Source organism: Hyalangium gracile (assembly GCF_020103725.1).
Taxonomy (GTDB): domain Bacteria; phylum Myxococcota; class Myxococcia; order Myxococcales; family Myxococcaceae; genus Hyalangium; species Hyalangium gracile.
Genome location: NZ_JAHXBG010000003.1, coordinates 42158 through 68157 on the forward strand (window position 1 = coordinate 42158; position 26000 = coordinate 68157).

General features: G+C 69.5%; 25 protein-coding genes. 8 read left to right on the forward strand and 17 right to left on the reverse strand.

Annotated elements, in window-relative coordinates:
- Nucleotides 1-5: 5 nt before the first annotated feature.
- Nucleotides 6-884 carry a LysR substrate-binding domain-containing protein gene (locus KY572_RS06785; protein WP_224241572.1) on the reverse strand — a complete coding sequence of 293 codons (879 nt, stop codon included), beginning with the start codon at nucleotides 882-884 and terminating at the stop codon, nucleotides 6-8.
- 140 nt (nucleotides 885-1024) lie between these two features.
- Here KY572_RS06785 and KY572_RS06790 point away from each other — a divergent pair, with 140 nt between their 5' ends.
- Genes KY572_RS06790 through KY572_RS06805 form a run of 4 tightly spaced genes read left to right on the forward strand, consistent with a single transcriptional unit; the run spans nucleotide 1025 to nucleotide 4643 of the window.
- A complete protein-coding gene (locus KY572_RS06790) occupies nucleotides 1025-1924 on the forward strand; it encodes a DMT family transporter (protein ID WP_224241574.1) in 900 nt (299 codons plus the stop codon).
- Between the two features lie 60 nt (nucleotides 1925-1984).
- Complete coding sequence (locus KY572_RS06795) at nucleotides 1985-2386, forward strand: GFA family protein (protein ID WP_456077661.1); 402 nt, start codon at nucleotides 1985-1987, stop codon at nucleotides 2384-2386.
- 33 nt (nucleotides 2387-2419) lie between these two features.
- Entirely contained in the window at nucleotides 2420-3745 is a 1326-nt protein-coding gene (locus KY572_RS06800) for a hypothetical protein (RefSeq protein WP_224241576.1), read from the forward strand.
- 31 nt (nucleotides 3746-3776) lie between these two features.
- Nucleotides 3777-4643: a CPBP family intramembrane glutamic endopeptidase gene (locus KY572_RS06805; RefSeq protein WP_224241578.1), complete on the forward strand. Its 867-nt coding sequence runs from the start codon at nucleotides 3777-3779 to the stop codon at nucleotides 4641-4643.
- On the opposite strand, the gene KY572_RS06810 is transcribed toward KY572_RS06805, so the two are convergent.
- Together KY572_RS06810 and KY572_RS06815 are read right to left on the reverse strand one after the other, a co-directional pair.
- Nucleotides 4555-5382: a helix-turn-helix transcriptional regulator gene (locus tag KY572_RS06810; RefSeq protein WP_224241580.1), complete on the reverse strand. Its 828-nt coding sequence runs from the start codon at nucleotides 5380-5382 to the stop codon at nucleotides 4555-4557. The two genes, KY572_RS06805 and KY572_RS06810, sit on opposite strands and share 89 nt — an antisense overlap.
- Nucleotides 5383-5461: 79 nt before the next feature.
- The gene (locus KY572_RS06815) at nucleotides 5462-6136 is read right to left on the reverse strand and encodes an HAD family hydrolase (protein WP_224241581.1); all 675 of its coding nucleotides are present in this window, start codon (nucleotides 6134-6136) and stop codon (nucleotides 5462-5464) included.
- Nucleotides 6137-6212: 76 nt separating this feature from the next.
- Here KY572_RS06815 and KY572_RS06820 point away from each other — a divergent pair, with 76 nt between their 5' ends.
- Complete coding sequence (locus KY572_RS06820; RefSeq protein WP_224241583.1) at nucleotides 6213-6785, forward strand: tetratricopeptide repeat protein; 573 nt, start codon at nucleotides 6213-6215, stop codon at nucleotides 6783-6785.
- Nucleotides 6786-7012: 227 nt separating this feature from the next.
- The gene (locus tag KY572_RS06825; protein WP_224241586.1) at nucleotides 7013-7843 is read left to right on the forward strand and encodes a hypothetical protein; all 831 of its coding nucleotides are present in this window, start codon (nucleotides 7013-7015) and stop codon (nucleotides 7841-7843) included.
- 31 nt (nucleotides 7844-7874) lie between these two features.
- On the opposite strand, the gene KY572_RS06830 is transcribed toward KY572_RS06825, so the two are convergent.
- From KY572_RS06830 to KY572_RS06875, 10 genes are all read right to left on the reverse strand, one after another.
- Nucleotides 7875-9563, reverse strand: coding sequence for a sigma 54-interacting transcriptional regulator (locus tag KY572_RS06830; protein WP_224241588.1), 1689 nt, complete (start codon nucleotides 9561-9563; stop codon nucleotides 7875-7877).
- Nucleotides 9564-9723: 160 nt separating this feature from the next.
- The gene (locus KY572_RS06835) at nucleotides 9724-10533 is read right to left on the reverse strand and encodes a tetratricopeptide repeat protein (protein ID WP_224241589.1); all 810 of its coding nucleotides are present in this window, start codon (nucleotides 10531-10533) and stop codon (nucleotides 9724-9726) included.
- On the reverse strand, nucleotides 10530-12122 hold the full coding sequence (locus KY572_RS06840) for a serine/threonine-protein kinase (protein ID WP_224241591.1): 1593 nt from the start codon (nucleotides 12120-12122) through the stop codon (nucleotides 10530-10532). Before KY572_RS06840 ends, KY572_RS06835 begins: the two co-directional genes overlap by 4 nt.
- Before the next feature lie 181 nt (nucleotides 12123-12303).
- Complete coding sequence (locus KY572_RS06845; protein ID WP_224241592.1) at nucleotides 12304-14856, reverse strand: LamG-like jellyroll fold domain-containing protein; 2553 nt, start codon at nucleotides 14854-14856, stop codon at nucleotides 12304-12306.
- A 127-nt stretch (nucleotides 14857-14983) separates the two neighbouring features.
- The gene (locus KY572_RS06850) at nucleotides 14984-15211 is read right to left on the reverse strand and encodes an FmdB family zinc ribbon protein (protein WP_224241593.1); all 228 of its coding nucleotides are present in this window, start codon (nucleotides 15209-15211) and stop codon (nucleotides 14984-14986) included.
- 28 nt (nucleotides 15212-15239) lie between these two features.
- Nucleotides 15240-16334, reverse strand: coding sequence for a hypothetical protein (locus KY572_RS06855; RefSeq protein ID WP_224241594.1), 1095 nt, complete (start codon nucleotides 16332-16334; stop codon nucleotides 15240-15242).
- Nucleotides 16331-18187: a DUF4350 domain-containing protein gene (locus tag KY572_RS06860; RefSeq protein WP_224241595.1), complete on the reverse strand. Its 1857-nt coding sequence runs from the start codon at nucleotides 18185-18187 to the stop codon at nucleotides 16331-16333. Before KY572_RS06860 ends, KY572_RS06855 begins: the two co-directional genes overlap by 4 nt.
- Nucleotides 18184-18906 carry an ABC transporter permease gene (locus KY572_RS06865; protein ID WP_224241596.1) on the reverse strand — a complete coding sequence of 241 codons (723 nt, stop codon included), beginning with the start codon at nucleotides 18904-18906 and terminating at the stop codon, nucleotides 18184-18186. The genes KY572_RS06860 and KY572_RS06865 overlap by 4 nt, the downstream gene beginning before the upstream one ends.
- Nucleotides 18903-19847, reverse strand: a complete 945-nt coding sequence (locus KY572_RS06870; RefSeq protein WP_224241597.1) for an ABC transporter ATP-binding protein — start codon at nucleotides 19845-19847, stop codon at nucleotides 18903-18905. Before KY572_RS06870 ends, KY572_RS06865 begins: the two co-directional genes overlap by 4 nt.
- Nucleotides 19848-19907: 60 nt before the next feature.
- Nucleotides 19908-21338 (reverse strand): TIGR01777 family oxidoreductase, encoded by a 1431-nt coding sequence (locus tag KY572_RS06875; protein ID WP_224241598.1) that lies wholly within the window; start codon nucleotides 21336-21338, stop codon nucleotides 19908-19910.
- Between the two features lie 63 nt (nucleotides 21339-21401).
- On the opposite strand from KY572_RS06875, the gene KY572_RS06880 reads away from it, so the two are divergent.
- Both KY572_RS06880 and KY572_RS06885 read left to right on the forward strand, forming a co-directional pair.
- Nucleotides 21402-22343, forward strand: a complete 942-nt coding sequence (locus KY572_RS06880) for an L-threonylcarbamoyladenylate synthase (protein WP_317987824.1) — start codon at nucleotides 21402-21404, stop codon at nucleotides 22341-22343.
- Nucleotides 22344-22398: 55 nt separating this feature from the next.
- On the forward strand, nucleotides 22399-23370 hold the full coding sequence (locus KY572_RS06885) for a hypothetical protein (RefSeq protein ID WP_224241602.1): 972 nt from the start codon (nucleotides 22399-22401) through the stop codon (nucleotides 23368-23370).
- Here the strand turns inward: KY572_RS06885 and hemH are convergent.
- The 4 genes from hemH to KY572_RS06905 form a co-directional block, all read right to left on the reverse strand.
- A complete protein-coding gene (hemH, locus tag KY572_RS06890; RefSeq protein ID WP_224241603.1) occupies nucleotides 23315-24412 on the reverse strand; it encodes a ferrochelatase in 1098 nt (365 codons plus the stop codon). The genes KY572_RS06885 and hemH overlap by 56 nt on opposite strands.
- A gap of 4 nt (nucleotides 24413-24416) precedes the next feature.
- Nucleotides 24417-24800 carry a Co2+/Mg2+ efflux protein ApaG gene (apaG, locus tag KY572_RS06895; protein ID WP_224241604.1) on the reverse strand — a complete coding sequence of 128 codons (384 nt, stop codon included), beginning with the start codon at nucleotides 24798-24800 and terminating at the stop codon, nucleotides 24417-24419.
- 124 nt (nucleotides 24801-24924) lie between these two features.
- Nucleotides 24925-25659, reverse strand: coding sequence for an immunity 52 family protein (locus KY572_RS06900; RefSeq protein WP_224241605.1), 735 nt, complete (start codon nucleotides 25657-25659; stop codon nucleotides 24925-24927).
- Nucleotides 25656-25973 (reverse strand): hypothetical protein, encoded by a 318-nt coding sequence (locus KY572_RS06905; RefSeq protein WP_224241606.1) that lies wholly within the window; start codon nucleotides 25971-25973, stop codon nucleotides 25656-25658. Before KY572_RS06905 ends, KY572_RS06900 begins: the two co-directional genes overlap by 4 nt.
- Nucleotides 25974-26000: the final 27 nt, after the last annotated feature.

Genomic DNA, 26000 nt, shown 5'->3' on the forward strand with positions numbered 1-26000 from the left:
GCAGCTCAACGCAGCGTCATCAGCCAGTCCACGAAGACTCGCGCCGATGCCCGCAGTCGTCGATGGGAGGGATACACCACGTAGTACCCGAACCTTGCCTTCACCGACGGCCCCGGCAGCCGCACCAGCCGCCCCTCGGCCAGATACGGTGTCGCGATCTTCTCTCGAGCCAGCGCCGCGCCGAGCCCGAAGGCGGCCGCGTTCAAGGCATCCGTCGTGTCGCTGAATCGGTAACGCTCGTCGAGTTTGACGCCATGCACGCCGACGGCGCGGAACCAGTCGTGCCAGCCCTGCCGCGAGAGATCAGCGATCAACGGCAGCCGCGCGATGTGCTCGGGCTCCGTGATGCTGGCCAACCCCGGCAGCTTCGGCGAGGTGACCGGGAACAAGGTCTCGTCCATGAGGTGATGGGCCGTCAGCCCCGGCCAGTGCCCGGCCCCATGGCGGATGGCCAGATCAGGTCCCCCATCCTCGAAGCGCGTCAGCGCCGCCTCGGTATCCACGGTGAGCCGGATGCGTGGCTGCGCGGCCATGAACGCCGGCAGGCGCGGCAGCAGCCAGCAGTAGGTCAGCGAGTGCAGGGTGGAGATGCGCACGACATCCTGCTCCTCTCGCGCCGCGCGCAGGCCCCGCAGCACGCTGTCCACGTCGGCCAGCGCGGTGCCGGCGGCGTCGGCGAGCTGGCGCCCCTCGGCGGTCAAGGTCACCCCCCGCGCGTGGCGCTGGAACAGGGGCACCTCCAGCTGCGCTTCGAGCCTGCGCACATGGTGGCTGACGGCGCTCGCCGTGAGGTGCAGTTCCTCGGCGGCGTGGGCGAAGTTCTGGTGGCGGGCGGCGGCTTCGAACGCCGCAAGGGCTGGGAGCCAGTCGGGACGCAGGGCCATGGATGAGCCTCAAATCTGGTTTGTGTCTGACCTCAATAGGATGCGCTTGTGCCTCTAATTCGCGCCGACTAATCAGTACGCAGTCTAGCCACAAAGCGAATGGTTGCCGCAGCCTTCGCTCATCTCACCGGAGTCCTCCCATGCGCTCGATCGATGCAGTCCCGGTTCCCCTGGACGCGCCCAACACCCAGGCCTGGAGGACCCCGCTGGAGCTGGCCCTGCTCGGCGCCATCTGGGGCGCGTCCTTCATGTTCATGCGCGTGGCCGCCAAGGACTTCGGCGCCGTGCCGCTCGTCGAGCTCCGGCTGGGGCTGGGGGCGCTGGTGCTGATGCCGTTCCTGTGGCGCGCGCGCGCCTCGATGACCCTGAAGCACTGGCCCATGCTCGTGCTGGTCGGCGCGATCAACTCGGCCATCCCCTTCGTGCTGTTCGCCTGGGCCGCTCAGCGCGCGCCAGCGGGCGTCGGCGCGATCGCCAACTCGATGGCGGTGCTGTTCACAGCGCTGGTGGGCTTCCTCTTCTTCGGGGAGAAGATCGGCACGCGCCGCGCGATCGCGCTGGCGGCCGGCTTCGTCGGCGTCGTGGTGCTCGCCAGTGGCAAGGCCGCGGGCGCGAGCGTTGGCTCGGCGGTGGCCGCGGGCGCGACCGCGGCGTTCCTGTACGGTATTGGCGGGAACCTGGTGCGCAGGCACCTGAGCGGTCTGCCGCCGTCCGCGGTGGCCGCCGCCACGCTCGGCACCGCGGCCTTGATGGTGCTGCCGTTCGCCATCACGCAGTGGCCGCAGCATGAGATCCCCGCCAGGTCGTGGTTCGCCGCGGGGATGATCGGCGTGCTCTGCACGGGCGTCGCCTACGCCATGTTCTATCGCCTGATTCAGCGCATCGGCGCCGGCAGCGCGGCCACCGTGACCTACCTCGTCCCGCTGTTCGGCGTGGCGTGGGCGTGGCTGCTGCTCGACGAGCCTTTGACGTTGACCATGGGCATCGCCGGCTCGATCATCCTCGGCAGTGTGGCGCTGAGCCAGCGCTCGACGCGCTGACTCGCCGCGCCGCCTTCCCGGCGCACCCATGGCGTGCGCCTGAAGCGCTCCGAGGAAGAGATGACCTTGCGTCGTGCATCCTGCAGTTGCGGTCAGTTGCAGGTGGTGTGCACCGGCGAGCCCGTCCGGGTGTCCATGTGCCACTGCCTCGCATGTCAGAAGAGGACGGGGAGCGTCTTTGGGACCCAAGCGCGGTTTCGCCGCCAGGACATCTCCTCCATCGAAGGGCGCTCCACCTCGTTCTCCCGAGTGGGGGACAGCGGAAACACCGCCACCTTCCATTTCTGCCCGACATGCGGCGCCACCGTGTACTGGGAGCTCGGCGCCATGCCGGACTTCGTCGCCGTCGCTGTTGGCGCCTTTGCCGACCCCAGCTTTCCTGCTCCGAAGATCTCCGTGTACGAGGAGAGGCGCCATGCCTGGGCGCTGCCTACGGGGATCGAGCTCGAGCACATGGACTGAGCCGAACCAGGCGAGTGGCATAGAGTCACGGCCGTGACGGCGATCATCTACTCCGACCGCGCTGCAACCTCTCCCCATGGCCGGTTCCTTCTCGAGGCCCGCTCGCCTCACAACGGGACGATCCCCGATCAAGAGGGGCGATGGGCGACCGAGAGCGACTTCTCGTTCCGGTACCGCCAGCACCAGAGAAACTTCCGCTACCGCCTGCTCGAGCCTTCACCCGGGAGTGTCGAGCCTCGTGTCATCTGGACGCGGTGGCAGGGCGAGGAAGAGGACTCGCCAAACGAGCTCGTGGTGTCTGACGCGGGGTGGTCGGCCCTCCGGACCCACGGCTTCCGCCCCGAAGTGATCGTGGTGTCCCCATCCGGGCAAGACGTCGCCCGGGTGCGGATCCTCGACACGCGCGGCAGGCTGGAGGACGACGAGGACGACGAGAAGCCGAAGCCACGGGAGGGACGACAGCTCGAATGGCGAGTCCGGCATCTCGTCCTGTCGACCGGGGGGACGTTCTGGGCGAACCACTCGTGGCCGTACTTCTTCGAGCATGACGCCACGGCCTTCTTCGTCTGGCGGACGTACTCGGGGCAGCGACTGCTCCTCGACCTCACCCATGCGACCCTCATCCCGGAGGGCGACCCGGCATGGGCCACCCTCGAGCGCTCGATGATCGACGCCGAGAGGCGGAGCGCGTACGAGCTGCTGGCGAGCTTGTCGACGCGGATGGATGAGGTCCAGAAGCTCCTGGCGCCACGCGACTCCGAGGAGGAGGAGCAATCGCCTCTCCCGCTGAGGGAAGAGCTCGGACGCGTCGTGGCCGCCCTCCACCTGGTGGGAGTGCATCGCATCCAGGAGGGCCTGCCCTTCCTCCGGCAGTGGGAGGCGATCGATTGCCCGCTCTACTCCACGGGCAGTAATGCCTTCGGAGATCGCATCTCGGCCTGGATGCAGGTCCAGAACTTCCGCCCCATCGCCCAGCACTCCCTTCGACTGCTCGGCGAACGGCCCCAAGGGTATGCGGCGTACCACTTCCTCATCCGTGGCCAGGGACGGTTCCCGGTGCCCGAGCTGATCTCCGATAGGCGCCAGCGAGCGGCGGAGCTGGACTCCAACATGTCGGCGGAGCAGGTCCTCCGGTTGCTCGGCTCGCCGGACCACATCCGGCGACGGTCGCGCCCGGTGGGCAAGCTGCACCGCTCGTCGGAGGAGTGGGAGTACGACTTCCAGGATGGGGAGCACTGGCTGACGCTGCGCATCACCTGGGAGGAGCACCGGAGGCAAGGCCGGATCACCTCCATCGAAGAGGTGCCCGCCGATTGGCTCCGGACCGATGAGCGCGTACTGGAGTTGCTGGGCCACTAGTCCTCGTGCCGTTACAGTGGTGGCAGACACCATGCCCCCTTCCCCCGCCGCAGCTCCTTCCGACACGACACCGGGCAAGCGCTTCCTGCAATTTCCGCTGACTCGAATCGTGCTCGCCACGTTCGTCACAGCGCTCTCCGTGGGCCTGGCCGTGTCACTCGCCAGCGCCGTTGCCGGTGAGGCCGAGCGCAGCATGTGGCCGCAGTTGCTGGGAGCCGGCGCCGCGCTGGCGTCCTATGCCCTCTACGTGCGCCTCGTGGAGAAGCGGCCCGTCTCAGAGCTCTCCCCGACAGGAGCGTGGCGTGAACTCGGCATAGGGCTGCTGCTCGGGGCATTGCTGGTCGTGGTGGTGATAGGCGTGCTCGCGGGGCTCGGCGCCTACGAGGTGGTCGGCAGCAATGGCTGGAGCATGAAGCTCCTCAATCCCCTGGCGGAGATGACCCTCGTCGGAGTGCTCGAAGAGCTCCTGTGCCGCGGCATCCTCTTCCGGATCACCGAAAAGGCCCTGGGAAGCTGGATTGCGCTGGGGATCTCGGCGGTCCTGTTCGGTGTGGCCCACCTGCCGGGAGCCGGTGCCGGGATGCTGGCCATCGGGATTGCGGTGGTCGCGGGCGTGTTCTTCGCCACGGCGTTCATGGTGACACGCCGCCTCTGGCTGTGTATCGGCATCCATGTCGCGTGGAACTACACCCTGGGCACGATCTTCTCCGTCGCGGTCTCCGGGCATGAGAGTACCGGGCTGCTGCAGGGAAGCCTGACCGGTCCGGACTGGCTGGTCGGCGGCCGGTGCGGCCTGGAAGCCTCGGTGCTCACCTTGCTCGTGCTCGTCGTGACAGGGGCCTGCTTCTTGTGGAGAGCCTGGGCGAAAGGACATTTCGTTGCTCTGTCGTCCCCATGAGGACGATGCCGCTGGGCGCGTAGCCGAGCAGGCGGCGGCACGTGCGCGAGAAGTGGGCCTGGTCCGAGAAACCCGCCGCCACCGCCGCCGTGGTGAGCGAGACGCCCGTCAGCGTGATGCGCAGCCCGTGCACGAGCCGGTTCCACAAAAGCCAGGCGCGCGGCGAGATGCCGATGTCACGAAGGAAGAGCGCACGGAAGTGCTGAAGCGTCACGCCCAGATGCGACTCCAGCCCGAGCTCCTCGCCGTCGGGATCATCGAGCCGGGCGCGGAGGCGCTCGATGGCACGCTCGACGCGCATGTCGAAATCCACGCGGAGGCGGGTGCTCGGAAACGCGATGGCTTGCAGCTCCTCACCGAGCCCATCCAGGTGCAACGGGCTCTCGAGATGGCACCGCGCCGACCAGACCGCTTCACGGAGCCGGAGCGCCAGGGCCGGCTCGATCGGCGCCGCGGCACCCAGCGCCCGCGTGCGCGCGTTCGGCTCGCGATTGGTCTCCGGATCGAGCAGTACCGTGATGGCCGGACCTTGGCACACCACGCTCGAGGCGATGTCGCTGGGAATCACTACCGCCGGAGAACATACGCGGCGGCCGGAAGGCTCGAGCACTGATACATCCGCGTCGAGCCCGATGAGCAGCTTGATCACGTGCGATTGATGAAGGCTGGTGTCGACATCGAGCGAGAAGCGGGTGCCGCGAGCGTGGTTGATCGTGATGAGGGGCTGTTGTTCGATCATGTTTGCCACTGTCTCTGCCTCTCCCGGTTTTCCCGCGTGTCGATGCCAGATTAAGGACCACGGCTGACACAGGGAGATGTCAGGACTCGAGCAGCGCGGGGAGCTCCGCCATGTCGGTGAAGATCCGCACCGCGCCGGCCCGACGCAGGACTTCGGGCGCATCGTGGCCGGCCTCTGGAGGGCTGTAGCCGAACACCGTGGCGCCTGCTGCCACGCCGGCCGTCACGCCGGTGCGGGTGTCCTCCACGACAGCGCAGCGCGCCGGTTCCACGGACAGGGCGCTCGCCGCCGCCAGGTACACGTCCGGAGCGGGCTTGGAGCGCGGCTGCTCGACGCCGCTGAAGATCCGCCCGTCGAAGTACTTCATGAGGCCGACCTTGCGCAGCTGAAGCTCGATCTTGCCGCGGTCCGCGCCCGAGGCACAGGCGATGCGTCCCTCGTACCGCTCATGGATGGACTCCACCGCCGCGTGGATGTTGCGGATCGCCACCAGGTCGCGCTCCAGGGCCTCGTTGCGCCGCTGCCGGAACCGGGCGAGCCACTCCTCCGTCAACGGCTTGCCGGTGCGCGCCTCGATGATGGCCGCCTCGTCCTTCACCATCTTGCCGATGAACAGCGCCATGCACTCCAGCAGGCTGAGCTTCCAGCCCTGCTCCTCGAGCATGTCGCGCAGGACGCTCAGGGTGATGGACTCGGAGTCCACCAGGACGCCGTCACAATCGAAGAGGACTGCCTCGAACCGCCGTGAAGTCATGAGCACCAATTCATCCCATGGAATCGACAGAAGCGATTCTGATAATATGGAGCCGCCAGATACGAGGAGGACTGCCATGGGACGGTTCAAGCTGTTGCTCGGCACCATCGCGCTCGTTGGAGCGACCCTCGTTCCCGCGCATGCGGAAGCCTCCATCAAGGTGCTCGGCAACGGGTTCGGTCGCATCTGCTACGAACACGCCAAGGCCGGCCAGGCCTCGGACTCGGGGCTCGAGGCTTGCGACCGGGCGCTCACCGAGCAGCGCCTGACACCGAGCGATCGCGCCGCGACCCTCGTCAACCGCGGCATCCTCCAGATGCATGCCAGGAAGCACGCGCTCGCGCTCGCCAGCTACGAGGAGGCGCTCAAGCTGAATCCAGACCTCGCCGAGGCCTACGTCAACAAGGGCGTCGCGCTGGTAAACCTCGGCCGGGACGCCGAGGCAGTGGAGGCGATCGGCAAGGCGCTGGAGCTGAACACCGAATGGCCCGAGATCGCCTACTACACGCGAGGCATCGCCCACGAGATGCTCGGCAACGTCCGCTCCGCCTACAACGACTACCGCCAGGCCGCGGCGCTCAAGCCCGAGTGGCAGGAGCCGCAGCGGCAGCTCCAGCGCTTCTCGGTGGTTCCCAAGGGCCGGGGTTGATGCCGCGGGTGGGAGTGATTGCGCGCAAGGCTCGCGCCCTCCTGCTCGCACTGGGGCTGGCCGGGTGTACTTCGGGCTCCGCCCAGCAGGGTCCGCTGACGGATGTGCCCGCTGCGTTACGCGGGACAGCGCCGGAGCAGGCCGTCACCCTCCTACCGCTCGGTGGTCCTCTTCGAAGCAATAGCGCCGAGCTCTCCGGACTCGCCTGGTACCGAGAGCACCTCGTCATGCTGCCGCAGTATCCCGACTGGGAGGATGACGACGCCCCCTGCCTCTATACCGTCTCGAAGGCAGACATCCTCGCGCGGCTCGAGCGCACCACCTCGGAGCCCCTGACGCCCCGCTGCATTCCCTTCGACAGCGCCGGCATCGAGAAGCGCATCCCCGGCTTCGAGGGCTACGAGTCCATCCAGTTCGCCGATGAGCAGGCGTACCTGACCGTGGAGACCCGCAAGAGCACCGGAAAGGCCTTCCTCGTCACCGGACACATCGCGCCGGACCTGAGCGTGCTGAAGCTCGAGCCGTCGCCCCAGGCCTCGCTTTCCCTGCCGTCCGACGTTTCCAACGCGGGCTTCGAGGCGCTGGTGGTGAGCGAGGATCGCGTGCTGGCCCTGTACGAAGCCAACGGCGTCAACGTGAACCGCGCCCCTGCCGCCGAGAGCTTCGATCGATCGCTCTCCCCTTCCGGGAAGCTGGCTCTCCCCTCGATCGAGCACCGCACCACCGACGCCACCTCCATGGATGCGGCGGGCCGCTTCTGGGTGATGAACTACAGCTTTCCGGGGACCTCTGCCGCCTACAAACCAGCGTCGGATCCCCTCCTGGCCCGTTACGGCACCGGCCCCACCCATGCCCGGATGCCCCAGGTGGAGCGGCTCATCGAGCTACAGGTGCAGCCCTCTGGCATCGTGCTCACCGATCGGCCGCCCCTCCAGTTCCAGCTCTCCAGCGAAGCGGCACGAAACTGGGAAGGAGTGGTGCGGCTGGACGAGCGCGGCTTCCTGCTCGTGACCGACAAGTTCCCTGGGACGCTGCTCGGCTTCGTGCCAGGGCCATGACCGGCCGCGGCGAGCGCGGGTGCCCAAAGGCCTACTCGGGCTTCTTCACGCCGAGCACCTTCAGCCGATACGACAGCGTCCGCACCGCCATGCCCAGCTTCTTCGCGGCTTCCGCCCGATTCCAGCCGGTCGCGGCCAGGGCCTCCTGGAGCACCCGGGCCTCGAACTGCTGCACCCGGGCACGGGCCTGCTCCGGCTCCTGAGCAGCGAGAGCCGAGGCCTTGCTCGACCCCGCCTCGGGACGGTGCTCCCCGGTACGCAGCCGCACGGGCAGATCCTCCGGCCTGATGAGCCCTCCCTGGGAGACCACCACCGCGCGCTCAATCACGTTGCGCAGCTCGCGGACGTTGCCGGGCCACGAGTAGGCCTCCAGGAGCGCGAGCGTCTCCGGGGAGATGCCCTCCACCCGGCGCCCATTGGCCTTGTTGGCGGCCAGCAGGAACCTGCGTGCCAGGGGCTCGATCTCGTCCCGGCGCTCACGCAGCGGTGGAATCTCGATGACCACGCCGCTGAGCCGGTAATAGAGATCCGAGCGGAAGGAGCCCTCCTCCGCCATGGTCTCGAGATCGCGGTGCGTCGCGGCCACGATGCGCACGTCCACTTCGAGCTCACGGTTGGAACCCACGCGGTTGAAGGTCCCCACCTCGAGGACTCGCAGCAGCGAGACCTGCGCCGCGGGGGGAAGCTCGCCGATCTCGTCCAGGAAGACCGTGCCGCCGTCGGCCTCCTCGAACACGCCTTTCTGCTGCTGCAGGGCGCCGGTGAAGGCCCCTCGCTCGTGCCCGAAGAGCGTGCTCTCGACCAGGTCCCTGGGGAGCGCTCCACAGTTGACGCGGACGATGCGGCGGTCCTTGCGAGGGCCGCTCTCGTGGATCAGCTGCGCGAGCACCTCCTTGCCCGTGCCTGTCTCTCCGTGAAGGATGACCGGGATGCGCGAGGTGGCAACGCTCGCCACCGTCTCAAGCACCGGGCGCATCACCCGCCCCACGACGAGCGACCCCTCGGGGCTCTCCCCTCGCGCGAGCCTCGCGGCCGGGCCGCTCTCCACCGGGTGCTCGGGCGAGGCCCGGTGAGCCGCATCGCGAGCGGCCTCGAGCAGCACGTCCGCGGTGCCGCCGGAAGCGGGATAGAGGGCAAGGCCCACGACCAGCGGGCGGCTCCCACCCGCCCGAGAGGCCGCCATGGCCCGGGCAATGCGATGGGCCTCCTCGGCGCCCGTCTCCGGCAGCAGCACCTCAAGCGCGCTGGAGCCGTAGAGCGCCATGAGATCGACCGGGCGGAGATGACTGCGCACCTCCTCGATCCAGGTCCCCTCTTCCGACTCTGGCGGAGCGGCTCCTCCCGCGGAGAGCACTCGCACCATGAGCAAGGCGAAGGGACGGTTGAACTGCCGGGCGCGCGTGAGCTCCTCCTCCAGGTGGTGGTGGATCAGCTCTTCCCGAACGAGGCCGAGGGAGTCACCCCGGGCCCCGAGGGCCTGCACCTGCAGGGCAACGCCGCCCAGGACGATCTCATCTCCAATCGTGAGTTCGATGCGGGCGACGCGGCTGCCCAGGAAGTGGGTACCGTTCTTGGAGCCGAGGTCCTCCACCAGGACCCGCGAGCCGGAGAGCACGAAGCGGGCGTGCTCTCGCGACAGGGTCTGGTCATCGATTCGGAGCCCCGCCTCCGGAGCGCGCCCCACGATGAGAGGCGTGTCCGGCGAGAGCAGGCGCGTCACCTTGTTTCCAGCGTGGTTCGCGATCAATGCGACACGCAGCCTGACCGTCGGTTGGTACGCACGAACCAGGAGCCCCTCCAGGCTCGCGGTCTCCTGGGAGTCACCCTGCGCTGATGGGTTCCTGGGCATGGGCTCTCTTCCATTCGCGGCAGGGCTGCTGTCACGGCACGGGTAGAGAGAAACCGAGCCCCGCCTGGGCTGTGACGGCGAAGCGGTAGCGACTATTCGGGCGGGTGAAGAAGTAGTCGGCTCCGAAATCTACCACGCCCACGAGACCCGCTGGCAGTGCGATACGGCCCCCCACCACGGGCCCCGCGCCATAGGTATCGATCCCAGGAAGCAGGCTGGCGCGTAGGCCCAGGAAGGGCCTGAAATCGCCCTGGCCTGGCAGCACTCCGCCTTGGAGCTGGAAGACCGGCGGATCACCCAGCATGACGCGGACACTGCCCTCCAGGGACTTGCGCCGGAAGGCGAACCCTGCTCCCACGGTCCATTGCCGATCCAGGGCCTCAATGAGGCCGAGCACCTCGGGCCTCAGCTCGATGGAAGCGGCCTTGGCGGCACGACGCCGCTCCTCCTCTCGCGCCTGTTGAAGCTCGGCCTCTCGCGCCGCGAGCTGCCGCTGCTCGGACTCGACCTGCTGGCGGATGAGCTCGGCGAGCACGACCAGCTCTGGCGGGAAGCGCACGGGATCCACCCTCTCCTCGGGGTGCTCGCGCGCCAGCGCCTCGAGCGGTTTCCGAGCCTCCTCCACCTGGCCCAGGGCGTACAACGAGGCGGCCAGGTACATCCGGGTCAGCGCCCGACGCGCTGGGGGCAGGTGGGAAGTGGCCAGCTCCTGCTCGAAGAGCCGGGCCGCTGCCTCGAAGTCTCCGTACTCGTAGTGCTCGATGCCTGTCGTCTGCGCCCAGGCGGCCCCGGACACGAGCAGGAGCGCCACCAGCAGCCACAGCCCAGGCCGGAGCTTCATGGCGAGACGGACTGAGCCTCGGCGCTCAGGTCCGCCACGTGCTGAAGCTTGCCGCCAGAGGGGATGACGAGTGTTCTCCGATAGGTCGCGAAGGCCGGGTTGCGAAGCTCGAGCGAATGCTCGCCCGAGCTCAGCGTGTAGCTGTGCAGAGGGGGCACACGCCCGAGCTTCTGCCCATCCACCCAGACATCCGCCCAGCTCCCTCTCATCACCAGATGGAGGGTACCGGTGGCCACGGGCAGCGCAGCGGGCTCGGGCGCAGCGGGCTCGGGATCCACGGGAGTTGCCTGGGCAGTGACGATAGGAGGAGCAGCAGGCGGAGGAGCCACGAGCGCCTTCTTGCGGCGCGTGGCTGGCGCCGGGGGCACAGGGACGGGAGCCTGAATCGGCTCAGGCTCGACGCTCGGCACATGAACCACCGGCCTGGCAACGGAGGTGCTCGTCTCGGGCTGGACCACGGGTGGCGGCGCGGGGTTGATGGGGGCAGGCTGCCTGGGCCCGCGAGCCATGACCGCGCCTACCCCGAGGACCAGGGTCAGGACGCCGCCTGCCACCGCGCCCCGCTGCCAGAGCGTGCCGCGCCTGGGAGACGCTGGGAGCGGCGTGACCATGGGGCCCGGCATGCCCGCGGGTGATTGCAGGGTCGCGGTGGGAGGCAGAGCGGGTGTCTCGGCCGGTGGAGCCTCGAGGAGGGCGGACACCTGGGAACCACGCATCCCCGAGGACAGGCTGGAGCCGTCCCGCGTCAGGAGCATGCCCCTGAGCTTGCGCGCCACCTCGCTGGCCGAGCCTGGACGCTGCCGGGGCTCCTTGGCGAGAAGTTGGAGGATGAGGGCATCCACTTCGGAGGGCAGCTCCACGAACAACGAGGGAGCGGGCGGCGCCGTCCTCAGATGGTGCGCGACGATCTCCATGGGAGAGCGGCCGGTGAAGGGCCGCTGCCCGGTGAGCAGCTCGAAAGCAATGACACCCACCGCATACAAATCAGTCTGGGGCCCCACGTCCTCGCACAGGGCCTGCTCTGGCGACATGTACTGAGGAGTGCCGACAACCACGTCCGAGTGCGTCTGGGGAGAGGTGCCCTGGGGCGTCGCACTGCGCTTGGCGAGCCCGAAGTCGAGCACCTTGATGGACTCGGTCCCATCGGACTGCCGGGCCACGAAGATATTGCTCGGCTTGAGGTCCCGATGGATGACCCCCACGGCGTGCGCGGCGGAGAGCGCGTCGAGGACCTGGCAGAGCAGCGCCAGGGCCTCGGCGAGGGGCAGGGACACGCGCGCCCGGAGCAGCTCGCTGAGGGGAATGCCCTCGAGATACTCCATGACGAGATACTGGCCGACGCCCGGCTGCTGGCCGATGCCGAAGATGTCGATGATGCCGTGATGACGGATGGCGCTGGCGGCGCGAGCCTCAGCCAGCAGCCCGCGGGCCTGGGGCCCCTGGGAGTGCTCCTCGCGGATGAGCTTGATGGCGACCTTGCGGCCGATCGTCAGGTGCTCACCCTCGTAGACCAGGCCCATGCCGCCGCTGCCGATGTGCCGGCGCACCACGTACTCGCCGAGGTGCTGGCCCACCAGGGCGTCGGGCACGAGCGTCCCATCGTGAGGACACGCCAGCGCTCCCTGGGACACGGCCTGACCACAGGTGCTGCAGGAGCGAGGTGCGCGCGCGCTCATACGTGACGTGGAAGAGAGGGCCTCATCCAGGTCATATCACGGCGATGCGTCCCCCGATGGCGGGTGGGGTGCCTGCTCGCTCGGCATTACCGCCTCAATGTAACGACCCTCCATGGAACGGACGGGAGCGCGGGCGCAGCAGCCCGAGCAGCAACAGGGCCCATGGCCAGGAGCCCTGCCAGGAGGAGGCGTGGGTGGAACACCCCAGGCCGTAGGCGCTGCGCCGGGAGGTGGAGAAGGGCACGGCGGAGAGAAGGTCGCTGGTATTGCCCGCCTTGTCGGTGGCCAGCGCCGTGGCGCGGTGCTCGCCCCAGGGGAGCGGCGACCCGGGTTGGCTCCACCAGACGCCTCGCTCATCGGCTCGAGCCGAGCCAGCTTCGACGCCGTCGACAAAGAGGGACACCGTCGCGCCCGGCTCCGCCGTACCGAAGAAGCGTGGCCTGTCCGTGAAGAGTTTCTGGCCGGCGGCAGGCTCCTCGACGACGGGCTCCAGGGGCGCCACGTTATCCACCCTCCAGGAATAGCGGGCGGCGTCGGGGTCCACGTTGCTGGCCTCATCGCGCGCCCGGACGACGAGCTGGTGGTCACCATCGGCCATCGCGGGGAAGACGCCAGGACACTCGGTGAAGGGGGCCTGGTCGAGGCTGCACTCGAAGGTGGAGCGCGGCTCGTTGGAGGAGAACATGAAGGAGGGCACTCGCTGGCGGGTCTCCAGCTCGGGAGTCGAGGCGAAGCTCGTCTCGGGCGGTGTCTTGTCCACCCTCCAGGAGAACTCCTTGGGCGAGCTCTCCACGTTGCCCACCGAATCGCGAGCCTGCACACGAAAGGTATGGCTGCCTTCGGGAAGAGACTGGGGGATGAACGGCGAGGTGCAGGGCTGGAAGGTGGCCTCATCCAGGCTGCACAGGTAGCGGAGCCCCGTCCCGTTGGCGCTGAACACGAATGGAGCGCTGTCCTCGTTGGTGGGGTTGGCCGGCCGATCACTGAAGCTCGTCTCCAGCTCCCGGGGGGCGGCTCCCGCGTTGAAGTGGGCGGCGATGAGGCTCGGCGACAGGACCGTCCGGTAGATGCGGAACTCCGAGAAGGCGCCCTTGAAGGGGCCGCCCAGCTGCCATGGGTGGCCCAGGTAATTGCCCAGGTAGGCGCCCAGATCGGCCGGAGTGGACTTCGAGGCCTTCCGCCCCACCTCCAGGCCATTGACGTACAAGCGAGTGAGCTCTTCCCTGGAGTCGATGGTCACCACCACATGGGTGAGCACTCCCTTCGGGAACGAGCGGTTGAGCGATTCCACACTCACCTTTTCCATGGAGGAAGAGATGACGAAGAGGGACGTGGAGTCCGCGTGCACCAGCAGCAACATGCCGCTCCCGTTGGTCCTGAAGTCGAAGAGGGTGGTCGTGGTCTTCGGCTCGAGAGTGTCCCACCTCACCCAGGCTTCGAAGGTCGCGTCATGGAGGGTGGCCAGGGTGCCGCTGATGGGCAGGCTCACGTAGGCGTCCTCTCCATTCAGGGCCACCTCGCCCTGGGTGATTCTGGCGCCCCCCTCGAGCGTGCCATGCGCGCCGCCCACCGAGTCTTCCGCGCTGGTGGTGAAGCGATAGTTGTGGACCAGCTCTGGAGCGGGCGCCACGGCGGATCGCCAGTTGAGCCGCAGGAGACCGCCGAGGACGCCCATGCCACCGCAGTACCCCCCTCCCTCGAGGTTGACGCTCTGGCTGCCGCTGAAGGTGGCCGAGCCCGCCGCTCCAGATCCCGCGAGCACGAACTGCCCGGGAACGATGTCGAAGGGGGTGCCCGTCAGGTCGACGTTGGCGTGACCGCGCTGGGAGTTGTCGGCCACACAGTCCCCCGCGCTCGCCAGCGGGCGGGCGTCACTCAAGATATCTCCGAACTTCACCCAGCCCTGGGTCGTGGAGAAGGTGACGTCATCCACCAGGAGCGCGAGCATCGCGGGATCGAGGCGCGCCCGGGTGAACCACGTCGTCTGCCCGCCAGGAGACGTGTTCGCCCCCTCGCCGTAATGGGAGTAGTTGGTGGTGCTGCCCGTCCTGGGCAGGGCGAGAAACTCCCGAGGCGTGCCAGCCATGTCATGGCAGTACACGGACACCGACCGGCCGCCGAGCGTGAGGGGGTAGGTGCCATCTCCAGCCGAGGGGTCCTGCTTGCGAAGCTCGGCACAGGTGGCAGCGGCGAGGCTGGTGCCAGGCAGCACCAGCAAGGCCGCGGCGGTCAATGCCAGACATAGCGGCTTCCAGTCGGAGAAGGAGCGAGCCAGGAATGGCATGTCGAGGAATCCTTTGAGCAGGTCCGCATGATACGGGCTTGCCGCCGTTCCAGAGCATCCTCCATGCCAGCGACCCGAGGGCCTGCTTGGGAAGCGGCCGTCACGGTCCTCCCGGGGACTCGAGCTTCGGCGGCAAGTTCCTACCAGCGGGCAGCTACTCCCCGGCAACTTCTTGCCGTGGCCAGCGGCCTCCAGCGCGGGGACATAGGTCGACTCATCGGCGGAGTTCGCCACGGCGACGATGATGTCGATGATGGGCTTCGCCATCAGCCCGGGGACCGACGTCGAGCCGGCGTGCTCGATCATCAGCGCTCGGTCCCCCAGCGCCGCGCGGATCCTCGCCGCCTCTCGCGCGAACAGCACCGGCTACTCCGGATCGTAGTCGACGATCCGGATCTGCCCGTTGACCGGGGTCGGGGCACCGATGGTCGCCTGCCGCAGTTCTTCTTCGGTCGTCGGCTACTTGGACCTGTCTCGCCCGGTCATGCCCTCAATTTAGCGCGCAGGAGCCGGGGCCGCGCGGGTCTCCACATGAGCCGCAGGGCCCCGCGGCCATCTTCGGCGCCGGCTCGGCGCCCGAGGCGTTCACGGCGAAGACGGAGAAGAGCTTCTCCAACGACTCGCCCTGGCAGGACGGGCACCGGGCGCGGTCATCCCCGCGCACCAGCGCCTCGAACTTCTTGGAGCAACCCTGGCAGCGATACTCGTACAGCGGCATGACGCTCTCCCTCCGTGCCTCGCCGGGCTCAGGTCCCCGTGGCGACCTTGACGGCCTCGTTCACCACCGTCTCCAGGCCGCTGTGGAAGCGGACCCACCCCGCGGAGTGCTCGGTCTTCGCGTAGAACTCGCCCTTGGCGCCGCGCGCGACGGTCAGGAAGCCCAGCACCTTGTCGCCCTTGCGGTACTCCACGCGGAACACCTCCTCCGGCACTCCGCCCTCGGGCTCCTCACCCCGCCCGAGCACGTCCATGGCCAGCATCCGCCAGATGCGGTCGTGCCAGTTGTGGACGAACTCGTCCGGCTTGTCCGGCGCGGTTTGCGGCGCCACCGTCACCGCCCCGGGAGGCTTGCCGCTCACCACGAAGGTGCGCGCGTTCTTCCCCTGGGACACGGTGAAGGTGTCGAAGTCCTCGCCCTCGAAGGTGTGCAGCCGGCGGTCCACCAGCCGGTTCATCCCGCCCTCGAAGTCCGGGAGGATGGCCGAGCCCAGCAGGAAGACCTTGCCGTCCCCGCGCAGCGCGTAGGGGCTGCCCCAGCCGATCCCGATCGGCGCCGCCAGCGTGAGGACCTCCTCCCGGCCGTCCACCGTGAACGTCAGCTTGCGCGGGCTGTTCACCAGCCCCAGCTCCTCGAGCTTCTTCGCGTCCAGCTCGCCCAGCGACCGGGTGCCCTTCAGCGGCGCCAGGCGGTTGAAGAGGCTCTCCGCGTTCTGGTTGGCGCGCAGCTCCTTCGGAGGCGCAGGCGGCGCGGGCGGAGCCGCGGGCCCCGGAGGCACCCCGGCATCGCTGGCGCCCGCCGTGGCCACCACCGCGGGCCCCGCATCGGACGCTCCCGCCGCCACGCCTCCATCCATCACCCCACCGTCGGCCGTGGCCCCGGCGGGCGCGGGCGGCTTCGGCTTGTCGCCGATGCGCACCCAGAGCTCCCCGTCCTTCTCGCGGAACACCTCCACGAAGCGCGTCGCGTCGTCGAAGCGCGCCCGCTGGAGCGCCCGCTTGGAGATGTCCAGCACCGTCACCTCGCCGGGCAGCCCCTCCGGCTCCCGCTGCCAGGTGAGCAGGGCCGCCAGCAGCCCCAGGGCCGCGAGCCCTCCCTGCAGCGCTACCCCTCGCGCGTTCATCGCGCACCTCCTTCCGGCACGGCCGGCGCACGCCGACCCCGCCGCCGCGTCACGAAGAAGCCCGCTCCGAGCACCACCGCCGGCGCCAGCAGCACCGTCGCCCAGAACCAGATGACGTCCTGCTCGCGCGTGTGCTGGATGGCCACGTCCTCCTCGGTGGACACGGTGCCGGAGATGGCCTCCTCACCCGTGAGCCAGCGCAGCGTGTCCAGCGCCAGGTAGGCATTGCCCAGGTTCGGCAGCACGCCGTCCGCCAGCGCATCCGAGTCTCCCATCACCACCGCGCGTCCCGGATCCTTTCCACCCGTGTCCTTCTTCTGCACCGCCACTACCAGCGCCCAGGAGTTCCGCTCCTCGCCCTGATCGCCGTTGAAGTTGTGGTTGGCGTCCGGGAACGTCGCCTCGTGCGAGCGGATGGACACGTCGTGGGTGATGCCCTGCGGCGGAGGGACGCGCGGCTCGATGGCGCCCGCGTTCAGCATGGCCACCGGCGCCTGCTGGCCCAGCTGCGCCAGCGTGGAGATGGACGGGTGCGAGGAGTAGTTCGCCGTCCCCAGGTTGGCGCGATCGCTCTGCTGACGCGTAGCCCGGAAGTACACCTGGTCGTTGGCCAGCGTCGTGTTCAGGTACTTCACCCCCAGCGCCTCCAGCAGCGAGTCGTACGACGGTCCGTCCGGGTCCAAGGCGATCCACAGCCGCCCGCCCTTGTTGAAGTACTCGCGCAGGGCCGCCACCTCCTCCGGGAGGAACTCCTTCGTGGGGCCGACGATGACCACCGCCGCCGCGTCTCGCGGCACCTCCGAGCCCAGGCCCTGGGCCGCGCTCGTCGTCTGCACCTCCACGTTCTGCCCGCGCAGCAGCTCCTTGAGCTGGGAGACTCCGGGGCGCGGCGTCTGCCCTGGCGCCGCCCGATCATCGCTGCGCTCGCCATGGCCCTCGGTGAGGTAGATGACGCGACGCGGCCGGGCCACCGTGAGCATCCGCTTCTGGACCTCCTGATCCAGCCGCGCCAGCTGCCCGCGCGCCCGCTCGATGTCCAGGCCCGCCGTGTACACCTCTCGCTGCTCGCCGCGAGACAGGACGACGACGCCGTTGGTGGTGACGCCCAGCGTCCGTGCCCGGGCCGGCTCCACGGCCTGGTCCAGCTGCTCCACCTGGAGCTGCGGGGACTCCTGGCCCAGCTCGCGGAAGTACTGCGCCACCGCCTCGCCCACCTCGTTGGCCGGCGGGAAGAAGAGCGTCACCTGCAGCGGCTCGGTCAGGCCCTGGACGATCTTCCGGGTGGACTCGCCCGGCCTCGCGGTGCGGAAGTAGGACAGGTCCCACGACTCGTCCCGCTGCGTGGCCACGTACATGATCGAGAAGGAGAAGATGAGCACGAAGGCCGTCCCCAGGCCGGAGAACAGCGCCCCGCGCGCCCGATCCGTCTCCATCACCGGCGCGCGCACCATGGCCGCGGCCGACGCCTCCAGCAGCGCCAGCGGCACCAGCGACAGCACGAGCAGCGCCGGGAAGAGCACCTGGAACGTCACCGCCAGCTTCGGCGAGGACTGCGACAGCGGGGTGTCCAGCAGCCGCGCCCCCAGCTCCGACTGGGCGGTGAACAGCAGCAGGCCCACGAAGCCCACCACGTAGCAGGCCAGCACCCAGCGCCACAGCACGCGGCGCTCGGCGGTGGCCTGGGCCATCTTCAAGCCACCCCAGGCGATGATGCCCAGCAGCAGCACGGTGCGCACAGCCACGGTGACGGTGAGCGCGGTGCCCGCGCCGGCGATGCGCTCGGCGATGAGGCCCACCACCACCACCACCGCGAAGGCGATGCTCAGGAAGAGACTGCTCGCACGGGAGTTCATCGCCACCTCCGCGCCTCGAGCACCCGGGTGGCACCGAACAGCGCCACGTAGGTGAGCACGAGGTAGTAGGCCACGTCTCGCACGTGCACCACGCCCGCCTGGAAGGGCGGGAAGTGCTGGTTCCACAGAGACATGGCACTGAACACGCCCGCCAGCGGCTGCTCGGTGATGCGCGCCAGCAGCCAGCAGAGGATGAGCGCCACCAGCATGACGGCGGTGAGGATGGCCGCCATCACCTGGTTGCGCGCCAGCGCCGAGCCGAACGTGCCCACCGCCAGCGACGCGCTCCCCAGCAGCAGCAGCCCCAGGTAGCCCGCGAAGATGTGCCCCGCGGACACCTTGCCGTGCACCGCGATCAGCAGCGGCATGTACAGGGTGCACACCAGGTACACCGCCAGGAACACCAGCCCCGCCAGGTACTTGCCCAGGACGATGTCCCTGTCCCTCAGCGGAGAGGAGTACAGCAGCGGCAGCGTGCCCGCCTGACGCTCCTCGGCCAGCAGGCGCATGGAGATGAACACCGAGGCGACGATGGTGAAGCCGCTCGAGTAGTAGAAGAAGTTGGACAGCACCGTCGCGGAGCGCTCGGCCGCCTTGCCCAGCGCGAACGCGTTGAAGAACAGCCCGTTCAACGCGAGGATCGCCGCGATGATGATGTAGCCGCTGAGCGTGCGCAGGTAGCCCGCCAGCTCGCGGCGTGCGATCAGCAGCGCCTTCACGATGCCACCTCCGGGGCCCTGGCCCCACCGCCCGTCTGCGTCAGCCGCAGGAAGATGGACTCCAGCCGCTGCGCGCCTCTATCCAGTCGCAGCAGCTCCAGCCCCGCGCCCACCAGCGCCTGCGCCACCCTCGGCCGCATCTCCGGCGAGGCCTCCACGTGCAGCGAGAGCACCCCGCCGTCCTCGGAGGCGACGCTCACCGGGCCCACGCCCGCCAGCGCCTCCAGCGCCTTCGCCTTGTCCCCGCGCACCTCCACCTCGATGGAGCCGCCGCCCATCTTGCGCGCCAGCTCCTCCTCCGCGCCCTGCGCCACCAGCTGCCCGTTGTGGACGATGAGCAGCCTGTCACACGTCTCGCTGATCTCCGGGAGGATGTGGCTGGAGACGAGCACCGTGTGCGTGCCCTTCAGGCCGCGGATCAGCTCGCGCATGCCGCGGATCTGCGCCGGATCCAGCCCGCTGGTGGGCTCGTCCAGGATGAGGAAGGCGGGCCGGTGCACCAGCGCCTGCGCCACCCCCACACGCTGCCGGTAGCCGTGGCTGAGCGTGGAGATGAGCGCCCCGTCCATGTCCCGCAGGGCCGTCTTCTCCTCCGCCTCGGCCACCCGGGAGCGCGCCTCGTTGGGCGGCACCCCGCGCAGCTGGGCGACGAACGCGAGGTACTCCCCCACGGTCATCTCGTCATAGAGCGGCGGCGTGTCGGGCAAAAACCCGATGCGCTTGCGCACCTCGTGCGGATCGCGCACCGCGTCGTACCCGTCGATGACGACGCGCCCCGAGGTGGGCAGAAGCACACACCCCAGGATCTTCAACGTCGTCGACTTCCCGGCGCCGTTGAGGCCCAGGAAGCCAATCACCTCACCCTTGCTGATGGTGAAGGCGAGATCTCGAATCGCCACGTGCTCGCCGTAGTACTTGGTGAGCCCTTCGACCTGGATCATCGGGGACCTTCTGTGCCCTGCGAAAAAAGCGGGTCTTAATTCAAACAGCTGGGAAATTTGTCAAGGCGCAACCTGCGCCGGCCCATGGGTGAACTGGGGCCCCTGCGTGGTGAGGCCCAGCGTGAAGCGCAGGGCGGACTCCAGCTCGGGGAGCATGAAGTGGAAGCCCTGGCGCTCGGCGGCCTCGGGGCGGACGTGGGCGCCCTCCAGCACGGTCTCCTGGCCCATCTCTCCAAAGAGGGTGCGCACCGCCACCGCCGGCAGCGGGAACACCGCCGGACGGGAGAGCACCCGCCCCAGCGTCCGCGCGAAGTCCCCCTGGCGCACCGGCTGGGGGGACACGGCATTCACCGGCCCGCGCAGCTCCGGGGTGAAGAGGGCGAAGTGCGTCAGGCCCACCACGTCCTCGAGCGAGATCCAGCTCATCCACTGCCGGCCGCTGCCCAGGGGCCCGCCGCCGCCCATGCGGAAGGCCGGCGCCATCTTCGCCAGCGCCCCTCCCCGCGCGTCCAGCACCACGCCGGTGCGCAGGTGCACCACCCGGATGCCCGCCTCCTCCGCGGGCGCCGTGGCCGCCTCCCACGCCCGGCAGACGGTGGCCAGGAAGCCCTCGCCCGGGGGGCTCACCTCCGTCACCACCTCGTCCTGGCGGTTGCCGTAGAAGCCGATGCCCGTCAGGCACACCAGCACCCGAGGCTTCTTCTGGAGCCGGGCCAGCCCCTCGCACAGCACGCGCGTGCCGTCCGTCCGGCTGCGGAGGATGGTCTCCTTGGCCTGGGGCGTCCACCGCTGGGCCACGTTCTCGCCCGCAAGGTGCACCACCGCGTCCACGCCCTCCAGCGCCGCCACGTCGAGCTCGCCCTTGGCGGGGTTCCACGCCACGTCCCCCCGCGCCGCGTTCGGGCGGCCTCGCACCAGCCGCCGCACCTGGTGCCCGCCCGTGGTGAGGAAGGGCACCAGCGCGCCTCCCACCAGCCCGGTGGCTCCCGTCACCGCCACCGTGAGCGGCCCCTGCCCGGCGAAGGCCGCGTGCCGCCGCAGGTCCTCTCGCGTCAGCGCGTGCCGGTACGCGAACATCCGCTCCAGCCGGCGGCGAATCATCCCGCCACCGAAGGCCCGGCCCGCGGCGCCCAGCGGCGGCGCGTACACCACCTCGTCCTCCAGCACGGAGGAGTCCGGAGGCTCGGGCCACACCCGGTGGGTGTGCACCCAGCTCGCGAAGGGCCCGGACACCTGCTCGTCCTGGAAGAGCGAGCCCTCGATGTACTTCGTGTGCCGCGCCTCCCACCGCTGGGCCACGGGCCCTATCCGGATGCGCACCACCACCCGTGCGCCCTCCTGGATGCCGTCCCCGCTGCGCTCCAGCACCTCGGTCGTCTCCCAGGGAGGCGTCAGCCGCTCGAAGGCTCCCTCCCGGGCATGCCAGGAGAACAGCTCCGAGGCAGGCACTGGCATCCGGCTGCGTGCGTCGAACATCAACGACTTGCCCATGACCCCTCCAGGCCGCGACAGTGAAGGCCGCGCATGCTTACTCCGGAGCTTCTGAAACGCGCAGTGGAAATCCTCCGCCAGGGAGGCGTCGTCGCCCTGCCCACCGAGACCGTCTACGGCCTGGCCGCCAATGCCGAGGACGAGCTGGCGGTGCGCCGCGTCTTCGCCATCAAGGGGCGCCCTGCCACCCACCCCCTCATCGTCCACCTGGCGGGCGTCGACGCCCTGCCGGACTGGGCCCGCTCCATCCCGGAGGAGGCCCGGCGCCTGGCCGCCGCCTTCTGGCCCGGCCCCCTCACCCTGGTGCTGCCGCGCACCTCCCGCGCCACGGACGCCGTCACCGGAGGCCAGGACACCGTCGCCCTGCGGGTGCCCGCCCACCCGGTGGCCCTCGCCGTGCTCCGCGAGCTCGGGGGTGGGCTTGCGGCCCCCAGCGCCAACCGCTTCGGCCGTGTCAGCCCCACCACCGCCGAGCATGTGCGCCATGATCTCGGAAACGACGTGGACCTCGTCCTCGACGGAGGCCCCTCCATCGTGGGCGTCGAGTCCACCATCGTCGATCTCAGCTCCGGAGCCCCCGCCATCCTCCGCCCCGGAGGCCTGGCCGCCGAGGAGCTGGAGCGCGTCCTCGGGTACCCCGTCCCGGTACGCACCGCGTCAACGGTGAGGGTTTCCGGTACTTTGGCCTCCCACTATGCCCCCCGGGTGGGCGTGGTGCTCGTCGAGCCCTCCGAGGCGCTCGCCCGCGTCGAGGCCCTGCGCCTGCAGGGGCTCCAGGTGGGATTCCTGGGCCCCTCCACCCTCTCCCTGCCCAGGGAGCTGATCCGCCTGGACATCCCCGAGGACCCGGCCGGCGCCGCCCGGCTGCTCTACCTGCGCCTGCGCGAGGCGGATGTGGCGGGGCTGGACGTGCTCGTCGCGTGCCTGCCGCCGGCCCAGGGGCTGGGGCTGGCCGTGAGGGATCGCCTCTCCCGCGCCGCGGCGCCGCGCACCCCTGAGGCTTGATGCGCCGCTCGCTCTCCGATATCCCGCCACTGCCTGCTCCAAGGAGCGTATCGCCGTGACGCGACGTCTGCTCAGTCTCTTCCTCACCCTGGGTACCCTGGCCGCGTGCAACGACAAGCCGCCCGGTCAGCTCGAGCCCATTCCCCGCCCCGCCGACTACAAGGAGCCCGCCAAGGCTGAAGCGCCCAGGCCGGCCCCGAAGGCGCCTCCGGCCGATCCCAACAAGGTGATGCTGCGCTGGAACCTGGCGCCGGACGCACCCGTCGCCTACCGCCTGGATGGCACTCCGACCACGGCCACCTTCTATGCCCTCCAGCGGCCCAAGCAGGGAGACCTGCGCGTGCGCATCGGCGTCCAGGGCGCCAAGGACGCGCTGGACCAGGGCACCTTCAGCGAGCGCGGCTTCATCCTGGACGGCCTCGGGGGCGTGCACCGGAACGTCGCCACGCTGCTGCTGGAGCTACCCAAGGAGGCCGTGGGCGTGGGCGACACCTGGTCGCTGGGCGCGGACCTGGTGGACACCACCCTCCTGGGGCGCTCCTTCGTCGAGAAGAAGGCGGACCGGCGCAACACCGTGAAGCTGGTGGCCATCGCCCCCGAGGGGGACGATCGGGTCGCCACCATCGAGTACGATCTCTTCGAGAGCCTCAGCGGCAGCTTCCCCCCGGCCCTGGTGACCAGCGCGGAGGAGCCCGCGGAGGAGCCCGCCGAGACATCCCCGCTCAAGCCCGCGAAGGACAAGGGCAAGGGCAAGGGCAAGGACAAGGAGCCCGCCAAGGCCGCCACGAGCGTCTCGCCGGAGCGGCCCCTCACCGCCGAGGCGACGTTCACCGGCAAGGGAGAGTTCCTGGTGAAGGCCGGCCGCTGGCGCTCCTGGGAGGGCACCCTCTCCTCGAAGCTGGAGGGCTATACCCCGCCGTCCCCGGAGAAGAGCCCCACGCAGGTGCCCCCGGGTACGCTCCAGCTGAAGCTCACCGCGCTGGACGCGGTTCCCCCGGCGCTGCAGGAAGCCGAGGCGAGGAAGTAGCAGGGACCGCGGCCCCGTCCGCCTCGCGCACGAGGCGGACCACCGCGTCCACCCACGTGGGGTGGGCATTGAGCGAGGGCACGAGCGTCAGCGACTCGCCTCCGCACGCGAGGAACTGCTCGCGGGCGCGCATGCCCACCTCTTCCAGCGTCTCCAGGCAGTCGGCGACGAAGGCCGGGCACATCACCGCCAGCCGCTTCACGCCCCGCTTCGCCAGCTCGGGCAGCACCAGATCCGTGTACGGCTGGATCCACGGCGTGCGGCCCAGGCGGGACTGGAACGAGACGGTGTGGGCCTCCGGGGACAGCCCCAGCCGCTGGGCCAGGGCGCGCGTGGTGGCGAAGCACTGCGCGCGGTAGCAGTGCCGGTTCACGTCCGTGAGCACGTCACAGCAGCCGGCCGAGGCCAGGCAGTGGCGGCCGGACGGATCGCTCTTGCGCATGTGGCGCTCGGGCAGCCCGTGGTAGCTGAAGAGGACGTGGTCCGCGCGAGCCTCGGCGATGACGGGCCGGGCCACCTCGGCGAAGGCGTCCAGGAAGCCCGGGTGGTCGTGGAAGGCCGGCACCACGCGCACCCCCGCCACGTCCCAGGCGTCGGCCAGCACCTCGTAGGCGCGCGCCAGGGTGGAGCTGGTGGAGCTGGTGGCCTCCTGCGGATAGAGCGGCAGGAGGATGAACTCGCGCACCCCGCGCGAGCGCAGCGCCTGCACGGCGCTGGGCAGCGACGGGTTGCCGTAGCGCATGGCCAGCTCCACCTCGTACTCGCCCTGGAGACGCTCGGTCACGGCGGCCGCCAGGGCCTTGCTGTGGACGAGCAGCGGCGAGCCCTGCTCCGTCCAGACCTTGCGGTACGCCTCGGCGCTGCGGGCCGGGCGGACGGGCAGGATGATGAGGTTGAGCAGCATCCAGCGCCCCACGGGGTGGATGTCCACCACCCGCGGATCATTGAGGAACTCGCGCAGGTAGCGGCGCACCGGCCCGGACTCGGGGGCATCCGGCGTGCCCAGGTTCACCAGCAACAGACCCTTCTTCGGAGTGGGCATGGGCTCAGTGCAGGGCGTTGGGCAGGGTGAGGGCGAACTCACCGATGCGGGCCTCGAACTGCTGCCCGTTGGTGCGGACCATCTGGTAGCTGCCGCGCATGGAGCCGAAGGGGGTGCGGAGCATGGCCCAGCTGGTGTACTCGAAGCGCTCACCGGGCCCGAGCCGGGGCTGCTTGCCCACCACGCCCTCGCCCTTCACCTCTTCCACGCGTCCGTTGGCGTCGGTGATGACCCAGTGGCGGCTGCGCAGCTGCGCGGGCTGGGTGCCCACGTTGGAGATCTCCACCGTGTACATGAACGCGTAATGCCCGGACTCCGGAGCGCTGCGCTCCGGCCAGTAGGCGGGCTTCACGGTGATCCGGATGCCCTCGGTGGTCGTCGTGGACATGCGCTCCACATTTGGCCGGGATAGGCCCGGGTTGCAAGGAAAACGCCTGGGGTGACTCCGAGCTCCGAGGTCCAGGCAGTTCGACAGCGGCGGCTCGGACTCTACCCTGCATCCGCGAATGGGCCTACTTCGCAGGGGGCGGCTTGCGTTGGAGCAGGCCGGCCCGCTCCAGCAGCTCGCGGACGCGATCGGCCAGCGCCACGTGCTCCGGGTTGGCGGCGGTGAAGCGTTCGGGGGTGAGGATGACGAGCGTGCCCTGGTCCTCCACCGGCTCGATGCGCACTGGCGCTGGCAGAGGTGGCACCCGGCCCAGCCGCCGCGAGAGGTACGTCACCCAGCCTGGCCACACCTCCGGGTACTTCGGCTCGATCATTTCCCGGTGCGCACGGGAATTAGCCACGCCCCAATCTGGGTCCCACGCCGTGGCGAGCGCTCGCAGCGCTTGGACCTGGAAGGAAGTCGTCAGCACCCGCTCCGAGCCAGGCCCCTCATCAGGAGCCTCCAAGATACAGTTGTTACCCACCCACTCCGAATACCCTCCGCAGCCCATCCGCAGCCAGGCGTCATTCCCCGCCTGCCTCCCGTTCCACAGCCAGATGCTGAAGCCCAGAGCTTCCATGGGCTGGCGCCTGTCGTCGCGCATGACCTTGCTTTGGACGTACTTGATGAGAACGGGAAGATCGAGCTCCAGTGGGCGTTTGAGGGACTCCTTGAGGGACTTTGCGCTCTTGAACCAGCTGGCGAAGAGTGGATCCACCGGTTGCAGCAACTGAACCACCGTCGCCAGGCGCCGCGCGCACTCCTCCGCGTCCTCCTTCCTCGCTCCCCAGTACGCACCGATGTAGTACGTCTCGATCATCGGGCCTTTCTTATGGCAACGCTGGACACCACCTCCAGCCCTCGGCCTGTCGCCCCCACCGTGCGCGCCGTGCTTGCCGCCGTCCCGTACGTGCACAGCAGCGTCGTGCCCAGCTTCGACAGCACTCGCAGCTGCTCTCCTCGCGTCATCCACCGGAAGCGCTCCAGGTACTCCGGCGAGCTCTTCAACAGCCCCACCACCGCCGTGGGCAGCTGCTCCAGCTCCGCCATGCTCCTCAGCGGATGGCTCACCAGACTTCCCATCGCCACCGCCAGCTCCACCACGGCCTCGATGCACACCGGCGCTGACCGCATCGGCGTGGACGCTGCGCCAGCCGGTTG